General features: G+C 71.8%; 14 protein-coding genes and 4 pseudogenes. 12 read left to right on the top strand and 6 right to left on the bottom strand.

Annotated elements, in window-relative coordinates:
• Nucleotides 1–80: 80 nt before the first annotated feature.
• Entirely contained in the window at nt 81–1,394 is a 1,314-nt protein-coding gene (locus tag OP18_RS39975) for an SDR family oxidoreductase (protein ID WP_063745721.1), read from the top strand.
• A 60-nt stretch (nt 1,395–1,454) separates the two neighbouring features.
• Here OP18_RS39975 and OP18_RS39970 read toward each other — a convergent pair whose 3' ends face one another.
• Entirely contained in the window at nt 1,455–2,090 is a 636-nt protein-coding gene (locus OP18_RS39970) for a hypothetical protein (protein ID WP_052388059.1), read from the bottom strand.
• Nucleotides 2,091–2,241: 151 nt separating this feature from the next.
• Between OP18_RS39970 and OP18_RS56030 the strand changes: the two genes are divergently transcribed.
• Complete coding sequence (locus OP18_RS56030) at nt 2,242–3,090, top strand: class I SAM-dependent methyltransferase (RefSeq protein ID WP_162189889.1); 849 nt, start codon at nt 2,242–2,244, stop codon at nt 3,088–3,090.
• Here OP18_RS56030 and OP18_RS53720 read toward each other — a convergent pair.
• A complete protein-coding gene (locus OP18_RS53720) occupies nt 3,060–3,482 on the bottom strand; it encodes a hypothetical protein (protein ID WP_052388030.1) in 423 nt (140 codons plus the stop codon). The two genes, OP18_RS56030 and OP18_RS53720, sit on opposite strands and share 31 nt — an antisense overlap.
• Nucleotides 3,483–3,698: 216 nt before the next feature.
• Between OP18_RS53720 and OP18_RS39950 the strand changes: the two genes are divergently transcribed.
• The gene (locus tag OP18_RS39950; protein WP_052388058.1) at nt 3,699–5,213 is read left to right on the top strand and encodes a DUF1349 domain-containing protein; all 1,515 of its coding nucleotides are present in this window, start codon (nt 3,699–3,701) and stop codon (nt 5,211–5,213) included.
• 153 nt (nt 5,214–5,366) lie between these two features.
• Nucleotides 5,367–5,759, top strand: coding sequence for a DUF2795 domain-containing protein (locus OP18_RS39945; RefSeq protein WP_033364389.1), 393 nt, complete (start codon nt 5,367–5,369; stop codon nt 5,757–5,759).
• Nucleotides 5,760–5,883: 124 nt separating this feature from the next.
• Here the strand turns inward: OP18_RS39945 and OP18_RS39940 are convergent, their stop codons facing one another.
• The 4 genes from OP18_RS39940 to OP18_RS39925 all read right to left on the bottom strand — a co-directional run bounded on the left by OP18_RS39940 (nt 5,884) and on the right by OP18_RS39925 (nt 10,453).
• The gene (locus OP18_RS39940; protein ID WP_033364388.1) at nt 5,884–6,603 is read right to left on the bottom strand and encodes a GAF and ANTAR domain-containing protein; all 720 of its coding nucleotides are present in this window, start codon (nt 6,601–6,603) and stop codon (nt 5,884–5,886) included.
• A 112-nt stretch (nt 6,604–6,715) separates the two neighbouring features.
• Nucleotides 6,716–7,231 (bottom strand): STAS domain-containing protein, encoded by a 516-nt coding sequence (locus OP18_RS53715; protein ID WP_052388029.1) that lies wholly within the window; start codon nt 7,229–7,231, stop codon nt 6,716–6,718.
• A gap of 120 nt (nt 7,232–7,351) precedes the next feature.
• Nucleotides 7,352–8,956, bottom strand: a complete 1,605-nt coding sequence (locus OP18_RS39930; protein ID WP_033364470.1) for a sigma-70 family RNA polymerase sigma factor — start codon at nt 8,954–8,956, stop codon at nt 7,352–7,354.
• 183 nt (nt 8,957–9,139) lie between these two features.
• Nucleotides 9,140–10,453, bottom strand: a complete 1,314-nt coding sequence (locus OP18_RS39925) for an ROK family transcriptional regulator (protein WP_063745720.1) — start codon at nt 10,451–10,453, stop codon at nt 9,140–9,142.
• Nucleotides 10,454–10,903: 450 nt separating this feature from the next.
• Here OP18_RS39925 and OP18_RS61285 point away from each other — a divergent pair.
• The 8 genes and pseudogenes from OP18_RS61285 to OP18_RS39895 form a co-directional block, all read left to right on the top strand.
• Nucleotides 10,904–11,192: pseudogene (locus tag OP18_RS61285) on the top strand (RICIN domain-containing protein); the annotation flags it as partial.
• The gene (locus tag OP18_RS51620) at nt 11,193–12,671 is read left to right on the top strand and encodes a glycoside hydrolase family 43 protein (RefSeq protein ID WP_425388695.1); all 1,479 of its coding nucleotides are present in this window, start codon (nt 11,193–11,195) and stop codon (nt 12,669–12,671) included.
• A 45-nt stretch (nt 12,672–12,716) separates the two neighbouring features.
• The gene (locus OP18_RS62725) at nt 12,717–13,136 is read left to right on the top strand and encodes an endo-1,4-beta-xylanase (protein ID WP_425388693.1); all 420 of its coding nucleotides are present in this window, start codon (nt 12,717–12,719) and stop codon (nt 13,134–13,136) included.
• Nucleotides 13,045–13,557: pseudogene (locus tag OP18_RS62720) on the top strand (endo-1,4-beta-xylanase); the annotation flags it as partial. The gene OP18_RS62725 and the pseudogene OP18_RS62720, both read left to right, overlap by 92 nt.
• A 9-nt stretch (nt 13,558–13,566) precedes the next feature.
• A pseudogene (locus OP18_RS62715) lies at nt 13,567–14,091 on the top strand (RICIN domain-containing protein); the annotation flags it as partial.
• Nucleotides 14,092–14,160: 69 nt separating this feature from the next.
• Nucleotides 14,161–15,041 (top strand): annotated as a pseudogene (locus OP18_RS62710) (non-reducing end alpha-L-arabinofuranosidase family hydrolase).
• Nucleotides 15,042–15,120: 79 nt separating this feature from the next.
• Nucleotides 15,121–16,242 carry a ricin-type beta-trefoil lectin domain protein gene (locus OP18_RS39900; protein ID WP_033364386.1) on the top strand — a complete coding sequence of 374 codons (1,122 nt, stop codon included), beginning with the start codon at nt 15,121–15,123 and terminating at the stop codon, nt 16,240–16,242.
• A gap of 3 nt (nt 16,243–16,245) precedes the next feature.
• Nucleotides 16,246–17,886: a glycoside hydrolase family 27 protein gene (locus OP18_RS39895; RefSeq protein WP_033364385.1), complete on the top strand. Its 1,641-nt coding sequence runs from the start codon at nt 16,246–16,248 to the stop codon at nt 17,884–17,886.
• The last annotated feature ends 2 nt before the right edge of the window (nt 17,887–17,888 follow it).

Raw genomic sequence — 17,888 nt, 5'->3', positions numbered from 1 at the left:
ATCGTGGCCACATCGACCACGTTCGAAGCGCAGGCGGGCACCGGACGGGGGCGGCCTCGCCGTTGCGGAAGGAGGCCGCCATGCCCAGACCGGTTGCCGAGCAGGTCGTCGTCATCGTCGGTGCGTCCACCGGCATCGGCCGGGCCACCGCGATGGCGTTCGCCGCGAAGGGCGCCCGGGTGGTGTGCGCCTCGCGCGGCACCCTCGCCCTGGAGACGCTCGCCCAGCAGATCCGCCGCGACGGCGGCGACGCCCTGCCGGTGCCGACCGACGTCGCCGACGCGGCCGCCGTACGGTCACTCGCGCTCGCCGCCCAGCAGCACTACGGGCGCATCGACACCTGGGTGAACACCGCCGCGGTCGGCGTGTGGGGCAGGATCGAGGACATCACCGACGAGGAGTTCGACCGGGTCATGCGGGTCAACTTCCTCGGCCACGTCCACGGCGTCCACGCGGCACTGCCCGCCCTGCGCCGCGCCGGCGGCACCCTCATCGGCATCTCCTCCGCCGAGGGCGTCCGGGCCGTACCGTTGCAGGCTCCCTACGCCGCGAGCAAGTTCGCGGTGCGGGCGTTCTACGACAGCCTGCGCATGGAGCTCGCCCAGGACGGGGTGCCGGTCACCGTGACCACGATCCTGCCGGCGTCGATGGACACCCCGTTCTTCGAACACGCCCGCAGCAAGCTCGGCACCATGGTGAAGCCGCCTCCGCCGGTGTACCGCCCCGAGGTGGTCGCCGCCAGCATCGTGTACGCGTCGACCCACCCCCGCCGCGAGATCCCGGTCGGCGGCTCCGCCGTCGTGTTCCTCATCGGCCAGCGCCTGTGCCCGGCCCTGTTCGACGCCCTGCTGTCCGTGCGCCACCTCGGCGTGCGCGGCCAACGCACCGACCGCCCCGACGACGGCCTGGACAACGTCGACCGCCCGATGGACGGCACCGGCCGGGTCCGCGGCCGGCACCCGGGCTGGGTGCTGCGGCACTCCGCGTTCACCCGCCTCGTCGGCCGGCGCCGCCGCCCCGGCGAGCTGCTCACCGCGGCGGTGCGCGACCTGCACCGGCGCCGTAGCCCGGGCGAGACGTTGACCGCCGCGATCCGCGACCTGCGGCAGCGCCGCGACCTGCGGCGCCGCCCGCGCCGCCGCCCCGGCGAGCTGCTCACCGGGGCGATCCTCAGCCTGCGGCGGCGCAGCCGGCCCTCCACGCCGTCCTCGGTCCTGCCGTCGGTCCTGCCGTCGGTCCAGCCGTCGGTCCAGCCGTCGGTCCAGCCGTCGGTCCAGCCGTCGGTCCAGCCGTCGGTCCAACCGTCACCTCAGCCGTCGGTCCAGCCGTCACCTCAGCCGTCGGTCCAGCCGTCGGCTCAGCCGTCACCGGAGCCGATCGCCGGCGTGCGCTGACCGGCCCGGTGGCCCGTTCCCCGGCCCGCGGCGTGCGTCGCGGGCCGGGGAACGCGAAGCTCACCGCATCCACATGCCGGGCATCGTGCCGCCGGTCATGCCGCCGCCCGCCATGCGGTCGGGCAGGAACCGGCGCAGGATGCCCTTCGCGGTCGCGGCGGGCCGGTACGACTGCACCAGGTACGAGCCGCACACGATGTTCGCGCCGGCCAGGATCGGCACCGCCACCTGGGCGATGCGCTGACGGCGCTGCCACTTCGCGATCTGCGGCGGCGTCGCCGGACCCGGCACGGTCGCGTCCCGCACGTCGATCTCGTTGCCGCGGTCGTACGCCTGCTCCGCGAGCTGACCGATCCGCGAGCCGCAGTACGCCGAATACGCCGTCGCGGCCGCACCGAGCACCGTGATGCCGGCCTTCAGCGCGCCGACCGAGCCGAAACCGCGCTGCATCGCCAGCCGCCCCGTGCCGACCCGGGTCAGCTGCAGCCCGGCCAGCATGGTGGCCCCGATCCCGGCCCACTGCATGGGGCTGAACCGGCTCCACGCCGACTCGGCCACCCGGATCCGGTCGATACCCTGCTCGAGGTCGGCGCCGGACTTGTTCACGCCGGTCACGCCCATCACCGTGCCGCCGAACCACAACGCCGAACCCACGTCGTGCACCGCCTGGGCGACCGCATGATTGTCCGTTTCCATCGTCTGCAGCATTGCCTTACCCCCGTTGCGTCACTTACCTGGTTACCGTTCGCACCGCCCTTACCCGGCCCGCGGGCTCCGACACAGAAACCCGCCGGCGGCGCCGCCCGGATGGTTGCGACCCGGCCCGGGGTCCGGAAAAATCCGGCGGGTGGGTGACCGCGACGACCTGGCGACCCTGCTCGACGAACAGGCGGCGTTCTACCGGGCCGTCGCGCCCGAGTACGACGACCACGCCCTGCCCTTCCCCGGCGGCGCCGAACTCGCCCGGGCACTGGACGCGTTCCGCCCCACGGGCAGCGTCCTCGAGCTTGCCTGCGGTCCCGGCACCTGGACACCGCAGCTGCTGCGACACGCCACCGACGTCACCGCCGTGGACGCCTCCGCCGAGATGCTCCGGATCGCCTCCTCCCGCGTCAGCTCCTCCTACGCCACCTCCCCCCACGCCGTCTCCTCCCGCCCCGGCTCCTCCGGCGCCGACTCTCCCCACGGCAGCTCTCCCCGCGCCGACTCTTTCCACGGCAGCTCTCCCCGCGCCGACTCTTTCCACGGCAGCTCTCCCCGCGCCGACTCTCCCCACGGCAGCTCTCCCGGCGCCGACTCCTTCCACGGCGGCCGGGCGCCGTTACGCTTCCTGCAGGCCGACCTGTTCACCTGGCGCCCCGACCGCCGCTACGACGTGGTGTTCTTCGGCTTCTGGCTGTCGCACGTCCCAGCCGAACGCTTCCCCGCCTTCTGGTCCCTGGTCGACGACTGCCTGCAGCCGGACGGACGGGTCTGCTTCGTCGACGACTGGCACCGCACGGACGAGGAGCTCATCGAGGGCGAGGAGTCCCCGATCGTCCAGCGCCGGCTCACGGACGGCACGGCCTACCGCATCGTCAAGATCCCGCACCGCCCTGCGGAGCTGGAGCGGCAACTGCAGCGGCTCGGCTGGAGCATCCAGGTCCATCCCACCTCCGGTCCGTTCTACTGGGGCAGCGGCACCCGCACGAGGTGACCACCGCCGACCAGCCGCTCGCACCCGGCGTCGTCGCCGAGGCGGACAAAGCAGAACAACGTCACCGCCTGGACGGTGAGATCCCGCCTGGAGTCACCTGCCGCCGCGGCGGGCGGCGGGCGGCCGGCGCCGCCCGGTCCAGCGCTGGAACCCGTCGTCGTCCGCACGCCCCCGGTCGAGGTCGGGCCGCCGTCGCGGAGGGTTTCCGCGTCCAGCGTGACATCGACCGAGTCGCCGAAGTCGCCCTGCTTCGCCGCGCGCACCGGACCCGTGCCCGGGACGGTCACCTCGTCCCGGGCACCCGGACCGTAGCGGCCGCGCCCGAGCTCATGCTCCACCGCGGCCGAGCCGCCCCGGCCACCCTGATCGCGGTCATCGTCGTTGGCGTCCATCGCCTGCCCCCCGTGCACGTCGCATCGTCCCGCCGGCCATCACGGCCGCCGCTCGACCGGCCGCGACCCGTGACACCTCGCGGAAAACAACTCCGCCGGATCGCCGCCCCGCCGACCGGTGACCCGGCACCACGCCACTGTCGCAGACCCCAGGTGTCAACCCGGTGTCAGCCGCTGTCACCCTGTTGTCACCGGCCGCGGCGTACAACCATGGCCATGAGTGATGCCACCTTCCGGCGACTGGTACGCGCCGAGTGGACGAAGTTCAGCACGGTGCCCGGCTGGCGCACCGGCACCGCCGCCGCGGCGCTGATGATCGTGCTGTTCGCGGTGCTGACCGCCGCGAGTGCCACCGGTGGCACCACGCCGGTGCCGGTCGGGCCGCACGGCGGACCGGTCAGCGACAGCTTCTACTTCGTGCACCAGCCGTTGCGCGGCGACGGTGCCATCACCGTCGCCGTGACCTCCCTGACGACCGTGATCGGCGGCGACCCCGACGGGCGCGAGCCGACCGTGCCGTGGGCGAAGGCCGGGCTGATCATCAAGGACGGCGCGACACCCGGCACCAGCTACGCGGCGGTCATGGTCACCGGCGGGCACGGGGTGCGCATGCAGCACGACTTCGTCCATGACACCGCGGGCGAGCCCGGCCAGGCGTCGCCGTCCGCGCCGCGCTGGCTGCGCCTGACCCGCGCGGGCGACACGATCACCGGCGAGACCTCCGTCGACGGCGGCCGGTGGAGTCGGGTGAGCACCGTCCGGCTGGCCGGGCTGCCCACCGTCGTGCAGGCCGGCCTGTTCGTCGCATGCCCGAATGATGTCGATGGTCGCGGCACTCGTACCGCCGCGGCGACCGCCGTCTTCGGCCGACCCGACCTGCAAGGGCAGTGGGCGCAGGGCAGGTGGGACGGTGCGCAGGTCGGTGCCGAGGTTGCCACGTTCGGCGGTTATCCGCCGGTGCCGGGCGAGGTGGACGTACACGGGCCGCATATGACCGGCGGGTCCGTCCCGACCGGCGACGGCTTCACGGTCACCGGCGCCGGCGACATCGCACCGGCCGCGCGCTTCGAGGTGCCCCTCGGCGGCACCGTCAGCGACCTGCTGTTCGGCACGTTCACGGCGCTGATCGCGATGAGCGTCGTCGGCACCCTGTTCATCACCGCCGAATACCGGCACGCGCTGATCCGCACGACCCTGAGCGCCGGGCCGCAGCGCCTCCGGGTGCTGGCCGCCAAGGCCGTCGTGCTCGGCGGTGTCACGTTCCTCACGACCCTGCCGGCCACGGCGCTCGCGGTGCCCCTCAGCGAGCGGATCGCCCGAGCCCAGGGCCTCTACCTGTTTCCCGTGAGCACCGCGACCGCCGTGCGCGTCGCGCTGGGCACGGCCGCGCTGCTCGCGCTCACCGCCGTGTTCGCCCTCGGCGTCGGCACGCTGCTGCGGCGCAGCGCCACTGCCGTGACGACGGTCGTCGTGACGGTCGTCCTGCCGCACGTGCTGGTGCTGACCCCGATCCTGCCCGCGTCCGCGCAACGTTGGCTGACACTGGTCACGCCTGACGCGGCGTTCGCCGTCCAGCACACCATCGTCCGCTACGCCCACGTCGACAGCATCTACACGCCGAGCAGCGGCTACTACCCGCTCGGGCCGTGGTCGGGTCTCGCCGTCCTCGCCGGGTACGCCGCGGCCGCCCTGCTGCTGGCCGCGTTCGCCTTACGCCGCAGGGACGCCTGACCGCGACGGTGGGCGCTGACTGAGGAGCGTTGGCGGGGGCTGCTGGCCGTTGGCCGTTGGCCGAGGAGCGTTGGCCGAGGAGCGTTGGCGGTGGACGTTGGTGGAGCGGGTGCCAACCGTTTGGCCTCGAACGGGCTGGGAAGGCGGCCTGGCATGGAACGTAGCAGCAAGCACGGGCCGCGGGTCGATGACGAGATGAGTCGATCCGTTCGCGCCGTTGTTCAAGGCGGCACCGAGCCGCGTGCCGAGAAGCGCATGATGGCTGAGCCGTTCGGTGAGGACCAGCCGGAGCCGGCGCAGGTCCCGCAGGGCGACCGGCGCACCGGGGCGCCGCCTGGGCTCAGCAGCGCCGACATGGAGGAGTTCAGCCGGCTGGGGCGGTACATCGGGCTGTCCGCGCTGCCCGGCGACCGGGGCGCGCTGCGGCGCAGCGCCGAGACGTTGCAGGCACCGGACGACGTGCTCGGTGAGCTGGACCGGTTGCCGGAGGGGGAGACGTACGCGACGGTGACCGAGGTGTGGGCGGCGCTCGGGCACCGGGTCTGACGTCGCTTCGCCGGATTCAGGGAAGCGCGGGCGACCAGGGAAGCGCGGGCGACCAGGGAAGCGCGGGCGACCAGAGAAACACTGGCGACCAGAGAAACACTGGCGGATCAGGGAAGGCGGGCGATCAAGGGAACACTGGCGGATCAGGGAAGCTCGGGCCCCGCAGCTCGCCGGTGCGCACGAGGTGGTCGGCGATCTCGGCGAGCTTGGTGTTGGTGTGCTGGCTGGCGCGTACCAGGAGCTGGAACGCCGCGTCGCTGTTGATGCGGTACCGCTCGACCAGGATCCCTTTGGCCTGCCCGATGGTGTCGTGGGTGGACAGCGCGGCGGACAGCTGTTCGCGGCGCAGCAGGCCGCCGAGTGCGCCGGCCGCGTGCGCGGCGAACAGCAGGCCGATGTGCTCGTCCAGCTCGTCGAAGCGGCCGGGCTGTTCGGCGTACAGGTTCAGGCCGCCGTGCTGGGTGTCGGTGGCCACGAGCCGGAACGACAGCATGCTGCCCGGGCCCGCCTTCCGGGCCCGGGCGGTGAAGGCGGGCCACCGGGTCTCGGTCGTGACGTCGGGCATGCGCACCAGCGGCTCGTCGAACAGCGCGGACAGGCACGGCCCCTCGCCGAGGTCGTATTGGAGCTGGTCGACGGCCCGGACGAAGTCGTCGCTCGCGACCGGTGTGCAGGTGGTCTGCCGCGGGGTCCGCAGGGTCACGCCGGCGTGTTCGGCGTGCGGGACGGTCTGCACGGCGGCGTCGACGATGCCCTGCAGCACCTCCTGCAGGCAGGCGCCGCCGTGCAGGTCCTGGGCCAGCCGGCCCATGCGGGAGGCGAGCTCGACGCTGGGGTCGTTCATCAAAAACTCCGGCATCACGGGGGGACCGGCAGTGGCGTTCGCATGAGGCCCCTGCCCCGTGCGGCGCCGAACATGCGCCCGGCCCGTCGTGGCGCCCGCCCCTCCCATGCGCTCAGCCCGCGACCCGCTCGGACACCCAGGCGCCCTGCCCGGGCACCCAAGCGTCCTGCCCGGACCCCCAAGCGTCCGGCTCGGTCGCTCCGGACTCCTGCCCGGCCGTCCCGGACTCCTGCCCGGCCGTCCCGGACTCCTGCTCGGCCACCCCGAGGACGTCGAGCAGCCCGCAGACCCGTAGCAGCCGGTACACGACGGGGGAAGGACGCACGACCAGGAGGTCGCAGTCGGCGCGCTGGGCCATGACGACCCCCGTCAGCAGGGTGCGGATGCCGTTGGACTCGATGAACGTCACGCGGGACAGGTCCAGCTCGATGCGCTCGGGCTGGTGCTCGCGCAGCACCGTGGCGAGGGCGGCGTGCAGGCTGCCGGTGGTCAGCGGGTCGAGCTCGCCGGCGACTGAGAGGCGGGCCACACCGTCGTGCGGTGCGGGCCGGGCCGGCAGGACCTGGACCTCGAGGAGGGCGACGCCCTCGCAGGACTGCAGGGACTTCGGGAAACGGTCAAGCGCCATGGGCGTCTCCGTCGAACGGTGCCGATCTCGTCCTCTCGCTGCCGAAAGGCGGGGCCAGCTCCTCAAGTATGCACGCCGCGCCGACGGTCGCCACCCGTGCGCGGTCCGGCGGCGGGCAGGTCAGCCGGCGAGGGCCGGCCGACTGCGGAACGAGGAGCCGGCGGCGAAGGCGGCGCTGTTGTCGGTCTGGTCGACCCACAGCTGGCCGTTGGCGCGGGGGCGCAGGAACCAGCCCGGGTAGTTCGCCGCCTCCAGCCGGATGGTGTCGGCGGCGGCACCGGGTTTCACGCAGAACGTGGCGTCGCCGCGGAAGAGGGCGGTGCCCTGGTCCGGGTCGAGCCGGAAGCGCCACGAGGCGTGCCGCAGGTACTGCCCGTTCTGCGCGCGGAAGGTGTAGCAGGCGCCGTTGGCCAGGCCGGTGACGACGGCGAAGGTCGCCTGCCGGCGGGCGGCCTCGGCGCTGCCCGGGCCGAGGGGGACGAGCACGCCGAGCCCGTCGGCGGTGGTGACGTAGCCGCCGGGCTGCGCGGCGGACTCCAGCGACACCGAGCGGCCGGGGGCGATGGCGACGGTGGCCGGCGTGGACGGGGCGGCGCTGGCGGACGTCGCCGCGGGCGTGGTGACGGCGACCGGTGGCGGCGCGGAGCCGCGCTGCACCGGTGACGGCGCGGACGGCGTCGGCGCCGCCGCGATGCCGGTCCGCGGCTCGGGCGGGGACGACGGCAGGGTGGTGACGGTGACGGCCGCGCCGGCGACGAGGGTGCCGGCGGCGATGGTCGCGGCGACCGGATGGGCGGCGAGCGCCTGGACGATCTGGCTGATGAGGCCGACGTTGCCGCCGGCGGCGAGCCCGCCGGTGATGCCGCCGGTGACACCCGAGGCACCGGTCGCGCCGACGGTGCCGGCGAGCGCGGCCGCGGCCGGGGCGGTCTTGCCCAGCAGCGCGGCGGCCAGCCCGACCGGCACGGGCAGCAGGGCGACGCCGACGAGGAGCCGCTCCGCGGCGATGAGGCCGTGCCCGGCCCGCCCGCAGACCGGGCAGTCGCGGGTGTGCCGGGACAGGCGCTTGCGCCACAGCGGGCTCGGCACGCCGTCCCACTCGGCGACCATGCCGTCGAGCACCGGGCAGCGCGGCCGGGCCTGCAGCGCGGCGACCAGCGACCGGCCGACGTCGAGCTGCTGGCGCATGCGCTGCAGCCGGACGCCGGCGTGCGCGACGCTGACCTGCAGGGCCTCGGCCAGCTCGGCGCGGGTCAGCTCACCGGCGACCTCCAGCCACCACAGCGACAGCAGCGCCCGGTCGTCGGGGTCGAGCCACTGGCTGGCCTGGGTGACCTGGTGCCGTTGCGCGGACAGCTCCAGCCGCAGCATCGTCAGGTCCTCGAACTCGGCGTCGGCGTCGGGGACCTCGGCCGCCTCGTCCAGCGTGGTGGCCCGCTGCGCGGCGGCGGCGCGGCGGTGCAGGTGGGTGCTGACCTGGTGCACGGCGATCGCGGCCAGCCACGGCCGGAAGCTCTCCGGGTGCTGCAGCGCCGGCAGTTGCCGGACCGCGCGCAGCAGGGTGTCCTGCACGACGTCGTCGGCGTCCGGGTCGCCGCTGAGCGCCCGGCGCACGATCGTGTAGACGAGCGGCACGCTGCTGGACACCAGCTCGTCCAGGGCCTGCCGGTCTCCCGTCTGGGCGGCGGTCACGACGCCGGTGTCGATCGTGCCGGAACCTCGCATCGTCACATCACCGTCGCTGAACCGATGTCGGTTGTGCGGCCCCGGGCGGACCGGTGCGGGCCGGGTCCGCGCTGGTGAGGTCGCGTGGTCGTTGACTGTCGCCGACGACCGGCCGTCGCGTCAAGACGACACGGACCATGCGCTCACGACCGCCACGGGAACCTCCGGAATATCGACGGGCTGCTACCGGACGGGCACAGCCGGTGCGGGCACGGCCGGTGTGGGCAACGGGCCGGGCACCCGGGCAACCACGGCGGCGGGCGCCGGCACGGAGACGGTGGTCGGGTGCTCGATGACCCGGTCGAGCACGACGCCGGCGCCGCCGCGGGCGGCGGCGGTGAAACCGAGCCGGGACGCGACGAAGTGGCAGCGGGACACCGGGTTGGCCACGGCCCGGCGGGCCAGGGCGGCCTGCGCGGCGGGGATGATGTGCTCGGCGAGCGCGGCGAAGTAGCCGCCGAGCACGATGGTGCGCGGGTTGAAGAGGTTGACCAGGATCGCGCTGCCGAGCCCGAGCCAGGTCCCGACGTCGGTGACGGCGTGGCGTGCCACGCGGTCGCCGGCGGCGAGCCGGCGGGCCACCTCGGCGACGCGGTCCTGCGGGTCGGGCAGCGGCCCCCGTTCGAGGCCGTACGCCGCGTCGGGGGTGACCCGGCGGACCAGCTCGGCGAGCCCGACCTTGGTCTCCCAGCAGCCGGTGCGGCCGCAGCCGCAGACGTCGCCGCCGGGCTCCACGGTCATGTGCCCGATCTCGCCGCAGAAGCCGTCGGCGCCGCGCAGCAGGCGGCCGCCGAGGATCACGCCGGCGCCGACACCGACCTCGCCGGTGAGGTAGACGAGGTCGTCGGTGCCGGCGGCGACGCCGGAGGTGTGCTCGGCGAGCGCGGCGAGGTTGGCGTCGTTGTCGACGCCGATCCACAGCTGATCCGGCAGGCTGTGGGCGAGCCGGTCGACGATGGGCACCTCGTGCCAGCCGAGGTTGGGGGCCAGCACCACCACGCCGCGGGTGACGTCGATGAGGCCCGGGACGGCGACGGTGACGCCGATCGGCGCGACGCCGCGATCCCGTAGGTGCGTGAGCGCCCGGTGGGCGGCCGCGGTGATCTCGTCCAGGCACCGCTCGACGTCGCGGCCGGCGCCGGCGAAGCCGGTGCGGTGCTCGTAGACGGTGCGGCCGGCGAGGTCGCTGCCGTGCACGGCGAGGTAGTCGACGTTGACCTCGATGCCGACCGCGCCGACGTGCGGGCTCAACGCGATGCCGCGGCCGGGGCGCCCGGCGGCGCCGGAGTGGTCCATGCCAAGCTCGCGGACCAGCCGGCGGGAGAGCAGCTCCTCGACGAGGCTGGACACGGTGGTCTTGTGCAGGCCGGTGGCGGCGGCGATCGCGGCGCGGGACCGTGGCCCGTTGGTGCGGATGTGGCGCAGTGTGCGGGTCAGGTTGGCATGGCGCACGGCGAGCTGGTCGTGCAACCCGTCCGCGCTGACGTCGACTGTCACGGCATCCCAATCTGCGCGACGCGGCAGACCCCGTCAAGTATTCGCGGCATTACCGGCGACGGGGTGAAGCGCGACCATTCGATGCCGAGGGACGTAACAGAAACCGTGCTGACGATGCATTGTCAAAAAAAGTGTTATGCGCGGGGCGCAACAGAAGTCGCGTTCGCTCGCCGACGAAATTTTCGGCACGGAAGTGCCAAGTCGCGAGCCTCCTGAAACGGACGTGACCTGCCAGAACGTCTGTACGCACCGGACTTGAAACGTCACATCCGGCCGGCTGGACGTTGCGTCGCAGGTCGCTGCACTTGAATGTTCTGAAACAGTCTGGCAATCTCGCGAATCGAGATGTGAGCGCTCCCGCCGACGCTCACCATTCCTCCTCCCCGCCTATCGAGAACCCGCACAGCCATCGCCGGTGCTCGCTGTTAGCGCTAACACGAAACGGCTGTCAGCGACGCCAACAACCAGCAGTGGCAGTTCGTCGACTCCGGCGGCGGCTACTACCGGCTGAAGTCGAAGCTGTCCTCGAAGGTCCTGGACGTCTACAACCGTGCGGCTGATCAACCGCAACAGCGGCAAGGCCCTCGAGGTGCAGGGCGCCTCCACCGCCGACGGCGGCAACATCGTGCAGTACACGGACTGGGGCGGCGCCAACCAGCAGTGGCAGCTGGTGCGCCTCGGCAGCACCCCTCCCACGTCGAGCTCGCCGCCGAACAACAACGGGACGTACAACAACCCGGTGGTGTGGCAGGACTTCGCCGACGGCGACATCATCCGCGTCGGTGACGCCTACTACTACTCGGCGTCCACCATGCACTACTCGCCGGGCGCGCCGATCCTGCGCTCCTACGACCTGGTCAACTGGGAGTACGCCGGGCACTCGGTGCCCCGCCTGGACTTCGGCTCCAGCAACTACGACCTGTCCGGCGGCCGCGCCTACGTCAAGGGCATCTGGGCCTCGACGCTGAACTACCGCAAGAGCAACAGCACGTACTACTGGATCGGCTGCGTCGAGTTCAACCGCACCTACGTCTACACCGCCTCGGCGGTCGACGGCACGTGGACGAAACGGTCCCAGATCAACAACTGCTACTACGACGCCGGGCTGCTCGTCGACGACAACGACACGATGTACGTCGCGTACGGCAACAGCACCCTCAGCGTCGCGCAGCTGTCCGCGGACGGGCTCAGCCAGGTCCGGACCCAGCAGGTGTTCACCACGCCGTCGAGCGTCGGCACCCTGGAGGGCTCCCGGTTCTACAAGCGCAACGGCAGCTACTACATCTTCGTGACCCGGCCCGCCAACGGCCAGTACATCCTCAAGTCCAGCAGCCCGTGGGGCCCGTACGAGATGCGTCAGGTCCTGCTGAACATGCCCAGCCCGATCTCCGGCGGCGGCACCCCGCACCAGGGCGGCCTGGTGCAGACGCAGAACGGCGACTGGTACTACATGTCCTTCGTCGACGCGTACCCCGGCGGCCGCGTCCCGGCCCTCGCCCCGATCACGTGGAGCGCGGACGGCTGGCCGACCGTGCAGACCGTCAACGGCGGCTGGGGCGCCACCTACCCGAAGCCGAACATCAGCACCACGAAGACCGTCAAGCCGATGATCGGCGCCGACACGTTCACCGACTCGGCGCTCGGCCCGCAGTGGGAGTGGAACCACAACCCGGACACCACGAAGTTCACCGTCGGCAGCGGGCTGCGACTGCAGACCGCCACCGTCACCAACGACCTGTACGCCGCGCGGAACACCCTCACGCACCGCATCCAGGGCCCGACGTCCACCGCGACGATCGAGCTGGACTACTCCACGATGGCCGACGGCGACCGGGCCGGCCTGGCCATGCTCCGGGACTCCTCCGCCTGGGTCGGCGTCAAACGCGACGGCAGCACCACCAGGGTCGTCATGGTCAACGGCCTGACGATGAACAGCAGCTGGGGCACCAGCAGCACCGGCACCGAGGTCGCCGGCGCGAACATCTCCGGAGGCCGGATCTGGCTGCGGGCCACCGCCGACATCAGACCCGGCAGCGGCCGTCAGGCGCGGTTCTCCTACAGCACCGACGGCACGAACTTCACCTCGCTCGGCAACGCCCTGACCCTCAACAACGCCTGGCAGTTCTTCATGGGCTACCGCTACGCGATGTTCAACCACGCCACGAAGTCCCTCGGCGGTGCCGTCACCGTCCGCCGCTTCGAGATGACCACCCCGTAGGAAGGCCGGACGATGACACACACCAGACGATCACGCCGGCTGCGGGTGATCCTACCGCTGGTCGCGGCCACCGTGCTGGCCGCCGGGGCGACCGTGTTCCTCAACGGCAACGCCAGCGCCGGCACCACCCTCGGCGCGTCCGCCGCGGAGAAGGGCCGCTACTTCGGTGCGGCGGTGTCCGCCGGCAAGCTCGGCGACAGCACGTACGTCGGGATCCTCAACCGCGAGTTCAACGCGATCACGCCCGAGAACGAGATGAAGTGGGACGCCACCGAGCCGTCCCAGGGCCGGTTCTCCTACACCGGCGCGGACCGGATCGTGTCGCACGCGCAGGCCAACGGGCACAAGGTCCGCGGGCACACCCTCGCATGGCATTCGCAGGAGCCGAGCTGGGCGAAGCCCATGGAAGGTTCGGCGCTGCGCTCCGCGATGGTCAACCACATCACGACGCCTGGGACGTGGTGAACGAGGCGTTCGCCGACGGCGGCTCCGGCGGCCGGCGGGACTCGAACCTGCAGCCCGCACGGCGCGGGCCGCGGATCCGGGCGCGAAGCTGTGCTACAACGACTACAACACCGACGGGATCAACGCCAAGAGCACCGGCATCTACAACATGGTGCGGGACTTCAAGTCCCGTGGCGTGCCGATCGACTGCGTCGGCTTCCAGTCCCACCTGGGCACCACGGTGCCCGGCGACTACCAGGCCAACCTGCAGCGCTTCGCCGACCTCGGCGTGGACGTGCAGATCACCGAGCTTGACATCGCCTCCGGCAGCAACCAGGCCAACAACTACGCCACGGTCGTCAAGGCGTGCCTGGCCGTCGCCCGCTGCACCGGCATCACCGTGTGGGGCATCCGGGACAGCGACTCGTGGCGTACCGGCGAGAACCCGCTGCTGTTCACGTCCTCCGGGGCGAAGAAGGCCGCCTACACCTCGACGCTCAACGCGCTCAACGCCGGCACCAACCCCGGCCCGACCGGCTCCACCGGTGTCGACACCAGCGCCTGGTACGTGCTGGTGAACCGCAACAGCGGCAAGGCCGTCGACGTGTACAACTTCTCCACCGCCGACGGCGGTCGCATCACCCAGTGGTCGCGTACCAACGCCAACAACCAGCAGTGGCAGTTCGTCGACTCCGGCGGCGGCTACTACCGGCTGAAGTCGAAGCACTCCGGCAAGGTCCTGGACGTGTACAACCGCTCCACCGCAGATGGTGCGTCGGTCGTGCAGTGGACCGACAACAACGGCGCGAACCAGCAGTGGCGGCTCGCCGACTCCGGCAGCGGCTACGTGCGCCTGATCAACCGCAACAGCGGCAAGGCCCTCGAGGTGCAGGGCGCCTCGACGGCCGACGGCGGCAACATCGTGCAGTACGCCGACTGGGGCGGCAACAACCAGCAATGGCAGCTCGTCCGCATCTGACCGACACCCCGTTCGGAACCGACAGTGGTGACCGCGCTGGTCGGCACCGGTGTCGCCGTGCTGAACATGACGTCGGCCTCCGCGGCGACCGTCGACACCAGCGCGACCTACGTCCTGGTCAACCGCAACAGCGGCAAGGCGCTGGACAGCGACGCCAACAACCAGCAGTGGCAGTTCGTCGACTCGTGCGGCTGATCAACCGCAACAGCGGCAAGGCCCTCGAGGTGCAGGGCGCCTCCACCGCCGACGGCGGCAACATCGTGCAGTACACGGACTGGGGCGGTAACAACCAGCAGTGGCAGCTCGTGCGCCTCGGCAGCACCCCGCCGACGACGTCCACGCCGCCCGGTACCGGCTGCAGCCTGCCGTCGACCTACCGCTGGTCCTCGACCGGTTCCCTGGCGAACCCGAAGTCCGGCTGGGTGTCGCTGAAGGACTTCACCAACGTCGTCTACAACGGCAAGCACCTGGTCTACGCCACCACGCACGACTTCGGTTCGACGTGGGGGTCGATGAACTTCGGCCTGTTCACCAACTGGTCCGACATGGGCTCGGCCAGCCAGAACGGCATGAACTTCGGTGCCGTGGCGCCGACGCTGTTCTACTTCGCGCCGAAGAACATCTGGGTGCTGACCTACCAGTGGGGTGGGGCGGCGTTCAACTACCGCACCTCCAGCGACCCGACCAACCCCAACGGCTGGTCCTCGCCGCAGACCCTGTTCTCCGGCAGCATCTCCGGCTCCAACACCGGTCCGATCGACCAAACGATCATCGGCGACAGCACCAACATCAGCCACGGCGACCTCGTGCGCAGCAACCCCGACCAGACCAAGACCGTCGACGCCTGCAACCTGCAGCTGCTCTACCAGGGCCGCAGCCCCAGCTCCAACGGTGTTGACTACGGCCTGCTGCCCTACCGGCCGGGTGTGCTGACTCTGCAGCGCTAGTTCCCGACCCGTCCGGCCCGGCCGGCCACCCCACGGTGGCCGGCCGGCGCGTCCCGGCAACCACTCAGGAGGCACCGCCATGCGCTCAGCACGACGATGGTTCAGCGCGGCCGCCGTGGCCGTCGCACTGACCACCGCTGGCATCATCACCCATACCGGCACCGCCGCGGCGGAGTCCAACGGCGGCGTGCGGATCATGCCCCTCGGCGACTCCATCACCGAGGGCACCCAGGTCCCCGGCGGCTACCGCATCGGCCTCTGGCAGCGCCTGGCCGCCGGTGGCTACCGCAACGACTTCGTCGGCTCCCAGTTCAACGGGCCCAGCTCACTGTGGGACCACGACCACGAGGGCCACCCCGGCTGGCGGATCGACCAGATCGACGCCAACATCACCGGCTGGCTGCGCAACACCACCCCGCGCACCGTCCTGCTGCACATCGGCACCAACGACGTGCTGCAGAACTACAACGTCTCCGGCGCGCCGGGCCGGCTGTCCACGCTGGTCGACCACATCACCGCGACGGTGCCGTCCGCGGACGTCTTCGTCGCCAGCATCATCCCGATCAGCAACTCCGGCCAGGAGTCCGCCGCCCGCACGTTCAACGCCACGATCCCCGGCATGGTGCAGAGCAAGGTCAACGCCGGCAAGCGCGTCCACTTCGTCGACATGCACGCCGCGCTGACCACCGGCGACCTCATCGACGGCGTCCACCCGACCGCCGGCGGCTACGACAAGATGGCCGCCGTCTGGTACAACGCGCTGCGCGCCGTGCCGGGCAGCATCGGCGACCAGACCACCCCCGGCACGCCGACCACGCCCGGCACCGGCAGCGCCCTGGCCAGCGCCGCGTCCGGACGCTGCCTGGACGTGCCCAACAGCAACAACGCCAACGGCACCCAGCCGATCATCTACGACTGCAACGGCAACGCCAACCAGCGCTGGACCGTCAGCGGCCAGACGCTGCAGTCGCTCGGCAAGTGCCTCGACTCGCCGACCGGCGCCACCGCCGGCGCGAAGGCGCAGCTGTGGGACTGCCACGGCGGCACCAACCAGAACTGGATCTTCAACTCCAACGGCACGATCAGCAACGTCCAGTCGGGCCTGTGCCTCGACGTGCGCAACAACGCCACCGCCAACGGCACCCTCGTGCAGCTGTGGACGTGCACCGGCGCGGCGAACCAGCGCTGGACGAGGAGGTAAGGCATGCGAAAGCTCGCCACCGTGCTCGCCGCCGGTGTGCTGCTGCTGGCCGGCGCCGTCGGCGTCCTGCGCAGCACGTCGGCCCAGGCCCTGGAGAACGGCGTCGCCCGTACCCCACCGATGGGCTGGAACAGCTGGAACACCTTCGGCTGCAACATCAACGAGACCCTCATCCGGCAGATGGCCGACGCGATCGTCAACAGCGGCATGCGGGACCTGGGGTACCAGTACGTGGTCGTCGACGACTGCTGGTTCAACCCCAACCGGGACAGCGCCGGCAACCTGCAGGGCGACCCCAGCCGCTTCCCCAGCGGCATGAAGGCGCTCGGCGACTACCTGCACTCCCGGAACCTCAAGTTCGGCATCTACCAGGTGCCGGTGGACAAGACCTGCGCCCAGTACTTCAACAGCTACCCCGGCGCGACCGGCAGCCAGGGGCACGAGGCGCAGGACGCCCGCCAGTTCGCCGCGTGGGGCGTGGACTACCTCAAGTACGACTGGTGCTCGCCGAACGGCACGATCAACGACCAGGTCGCCACGTTCGCGAAGATGCGTGACGCGCTCGCCGCGACCGGCCGGCCGATCGTGTACAGCATCAACCCCAACAGCATCCACGCCAAGACGGGCCCGCAGCGCAACTGGGGCGACGTGGCGAACATGTGGCGCACCACCGAGGACATCACCAACGCGTGGGACACCGGGCAGACCAACGGCTACCCGATGGGCATCCAGAACATCGTCAACGTGACCGTCCCGCTCGCCGGGTACGCCGCGCCGGGCCGGTTCAACGACCCCGACATGCTCGAGGTCGGCCGGGGCGGCATGAACGACACCGAGATGCGCAGCCACTTCGCGCTGTGGGCGATCATGGCCTCGCCGCTCATCGCCGGCAACGACATCCGCTCGCAGAGCTCGGCCACCGCGACGATCCTGAAGAACCAGAACCTGATCGCGATCAACCAGGACACCCTGGGCCTGCAGGCCACGCAGGTGTCCAACGACGGTACCCGCCGGGTCCTGGCCAAGCGCCTGGCCAACGGCGACGTCGCGGTCGCCCTGTTCAACCAGGGCGGCTCCACCACGACGGTCAGCACGACCGCCGCGGCGATCGGCAAGTCCGGCAGCTCGTTCACGCTGCGCGACGCCTGGACGAACACCACCAGCACCACGTCCGGCACCATCAGCGCCAGCGTGCCCGCGCACGGCACCGTCGTGTACCGGGTCAGCGGCGGCGGCACCAGCACGCCGTCGACGCCGCCGTCGAGCTCCTCGACGCTCGTCAGCGCCGCCTCCGGCCGGTGCCTCGACGTGCCGAACAGCAACACCGCCAACGGCACCCAGCCGGTGATCTGGGACTGCAACGGCGGCGCCAACCAGCGCTGGACGGTCAGCGGCCAGACGCTGCAGTCGCTCGGCAAGTGCCTCGACGCGCCGACCGGTGCCACCGCAGGCGCCAAGGCGCAGCTGTGGGACTGCAACGGCGGCACCAACCAGCAGTGGACGCTCAACTCCGACGGCACCGTCCGCGGCGTCGCGTCCGGTCTGTGCCTCGACGTGGACCACAACCTGACCGCGAACGGGACCGTGGTGCTGCTGTGGACCTGCACCGCGGCGGCGAACCAGCGCTGGACCCGGACGGGGTGACC

The sequence above is a fragment of the Dactylosporangium aurantiacum genome (assembly GCF_000716715.1).
Classification (GTDB): Bacteria; Actinomycetota; Actinomycetes; order Mycobacteriales; family Micromonosporaceae; genus Dactylosporangium; species Dactylosporangium aurantiacum.
The sequence above is the reverse complement of the archived record's forward strand: the minus strand, read 5'-3'. Positions and strand labels throughout refer to the sequence as shown.